The organism is Nocardia sp. NPDC024068, from assembly GCF_040638875.1.
In the GTDB taxonomy this organism is placed as follows: Bacteria; Actinomycetota; Actinomycetes; order Mycobacteriales; family Mycobacteriaceae; genus Nocardia.
The window spans coordinates 1-3,076 of the sequence record NZ_JBEZYU010000118.1 but is presented as its reverse complement, the minus strand read 5'-3'; the positions used below and the strand labels follow the sequence as shown (position 1 = coordinate 3,076).

General features: G+C 67.8%; 2 protein-coding genes. One reads left to right on the top strand and one right to left on the bottom strand.

Going from position 1 to position 3,076, the window contains the following annotated elements:
• Nucleotides 1-387 precede the first annotated feature (387 nt).
• The gene (gene bluB / locus AB0F41_RS31485; RefSeq protein ID WP_357430226.1) at nt 388-1,050 is read left to right on the top strand and encodes a 5,6-dimethylbenzimidazole synthase; all 663 of its coding nucleotides are present in this window, start codon (nt 388-390) and stop codon (nt 1,048-1,050) included.
• A gap of 42 nt (nt 1,051-1,092) precedes the next feature.
• Here bluB and raiA read toward each other — a convergent pair whose 3' ends face one another.
• A complete protein-coding gene (gene raiA, locus AB0F41_RS31480) occupies nt 1,093-1,761 on the bottom strand; it encodes a ribosome-associated translation inhibitor RaiA (protein ID WP_357430228.1) in 669 nt (222 codons plus the stop codon).
• Nucleotides 1,762-3,076: the final 1,315 nt, after the last annotated feature.

Here is a 3,076-nt window from a genome sequence, read left to right as displayed (position 1 = left end):
GGGCGACCTGGAGATCAGTGATACGACGGTCGAGGGCCCCCGCGGTCCGGTGCCCATCCGCGAATACCTGCCGGTCCCTCGAGACTCGCGGCTGCGCCGCCTCGCTTCGAGGGCTGACAGCAAACGCGGGCCGAACCCTTTCAGGGCCTCGCTGAACTCGGCGCCCGAAGGCGGGCCGTTGCAGGGCGCGGCACGGTCGTCGGTGGCGCCGGCGGAATCGGGTAGGCAGTCGGCCACGTCTTGGACCGCCCGGCACGGCGCGGCGGAGGGGGCGTTCGTAGGGAGCCGGGGGCTCATGCGGGGTGGTGCGGATGCGGCGGTGGGCTGTTTCGGGGGCGGCGGCGGGGGTGATCGTTATGCGAATCGGACATGGGAGGATTCGCCGCGATGGATACTGTGACGGTGTGTGCTGCGGAGATGACTGTGTACGAGGCGATCCGGACCAGGCGCGATGTTCGGGCCGAGTTCACCGGGGAACCGATCGACGAGGCCACACTGTGGCGGATATTGGCGGCCGCGCACTGCGCGCCCAGTGTCGGTAACTCTCAGCCGTGGGATTTCGTGCTGGTGCGCAATAGCGCCACTTTGCGGAAATTCGCGGCGCATGTGGCGGAGAAGCGGCTGGAATTCGCCCGGTCACTGCCGGCCGAGCGGACACGGACGTTCGAACCGATCAAAATCGAGGGAATCGAGGAGAGCGCGACGGGAATCGTGGTCACACATGACGACTCCCGCGGCGGCCCGCATGTGCTGGGCCGGGCGACCGTTCCCGAAACCGGTGTGTATTCGACGATTCTGGCGATCCAGAACCTCTGGCTGGCCGCGACCGCGGAACAGGTGGGGGTCGGATGGGTGTCGTTCTACGATGCCGCCTTCCTCGCCGAATTGATCGAGTTGCCCGCGCATATGCGGCCGGTGGCCTGGCTGTGTATCGGACCGGTGACCGAATTCCAGCGGGTGCCCGATCTCGAACGATTCGGCTGGCGCGACCGGCGACCGCTCACCGATGCGGTGTACCGCGAAAGCTACGGCGAGCGCCGGACCGAATGAGAAAGCCGGCCGGCCCATGCGGACCGGCCGGCGAGACGGCGACTATGCGAGCCTGATCAAACCGTAATCGAAGGCGTGCCGGCGATAGACGACCGACGGACGGTCGGTTTCCTTGTCCTGGAACAAGAAGAAATCGTGGCCCACCAACTCCATCTGGTAGAGGGCGTCATCGACCGTCATCGGGACCGCCGAGTGGACCTTGGTACGCACGATATGTCCGGGACCCTCGTATTCGGGGTAGGCGGCGGCGAAATCCGACCGCTTCGCGCTGTGCGGCGAATGGTCATGGGGCGCGCCGGACAGATCCTCGATCGTTTCGTCCAAGAGCTCGGCGGTGGCGTCGTGCACGGATACCGGGGTCTTCTCGCCGTAGTGGACGCGGCGCCGGTCCTTGGTGCGGCGCAGGCGGCTCTCCAGTTTGGCGGTCACGGCTTCGAAGGCGGCGTAGAAACTGTCCGCGCAGGCCTCGGCCCGGACGATCGGCCCTTTACCCCGCGCGGTGATCTCCACCCGCTGGCAGTTCTTGCGTTGACGACGATTGCGTTCGTGGAAAAGTTCGACATCGAACAGGAAGATCGAGGGATCGAAGCGTTCCAGCCGGGACAGCTTGTCCGCCACATAAATTCGATAATGGTCGGGAACTTCGACATTGCGGCCCTTGACCACGATATCGGCCCTGGTTTCTGGTGGTTGGTCCGGCTGCTCGTCCAGCTGGGTCGGGGCGGTGTCCTGTACTGAAGGTCGTGAAGATGTCGTCACGCGTACCTCCCGGTTCTGGCCGCACACTTCCGATGCGTGCGGCGGGATGAAACGGTGCCGGCCACGTTCCATCAGTCGGCCGGCATCTCGAGTCCTCGGCCCACCTCCAAACTCCCGGAACGGGGTGTGTGAACGCGACGCTAGTACGCGGATCCGACGTTCGCCACTGTTCACGCAAATTTCCCGGATTCACGCGGCACACGTCACCAATACGCCATCCAGGCATGAGCCCGCGGCCGCCAGGGCACGCGCGCACGCGTACACCGTCGCCCCTGTCGTGAGCACATCATCGACCACCACGACCTGCGCGTTCCGCGCCCACGCCGGGAGCGGCGCGGCGCTCACACGGCCGCGTAGATTACGCCCACGCTCGCGCGCCGACAGACCGGCCGAATCGCGGACTCCCCACCAGACTCGCAGACACGGCACCACCTGGCAACCATCCAGCGATCGGGCAGCCACCCGCGCGCACCGCAGCACCGGATCACCGCCCCGCCGCCGGGCAGCGGCTCCACGGCTCGGCGAGGGTACAAGTATCAAGGGTGTATCGGGCGCCCGCAACTCGGCGAGCCCCGCGGCCAGCGCCAGCCCCAGCGGCCGAGCCAGATCCCGCCGCCCCCGCTCCTTCGCCCCGAGAACCGCCTGCCGAGCCGGCCCCCGGTACGAGCTCAGCGCCCAGCACGGCACCCCCGGATCAGCTCGCGGAAACACCCGCCGCGGCGGACCCGCGAGGCATCTCGCGCACTCCGCACACCACGCGGTCCCCACCCGCTCGCATCCCCCACACTCCGCCGGCACCACCAAATCGAGCAATGTCCCCCCAGTGTTTATCGGCGCGGCTTCGCCGCGCGGGGTTCGGCCCCCCCCTGAGCGTCGCCTGTCAGCCCGCGATACTCGCGCCTGCGGCGCATCTTATCGCGGGCTGACAGGCGACGCGGGCCGAACCCTTTCAGGGCCTCGCTGGACTCGGCGCCGGGAGGGTGGGCCGGGTCGGCGGGAGTGGCGCATTCGGATCGGGGTGGGTCCGGCGTGGGCGGGTGCCGTCGGGCGACTGATGGAGCCCGCCAAGGTCGGGCTGGATCGGTGGAACCTTCACAAATAAGCCGCCCCAACACATCACGGACCAGGTCACCCCGACCAGGACCGAGACCTCACCCCGCAACCACCCGGCACCGATCCGAACCGGGCTCATCCAGAGAATGGGCCACGTCCTCGGTGCCGAGTTCAGCGAGGCCCTGAAAGGGTTCGGCCCGCGTCTGCTGTCAGC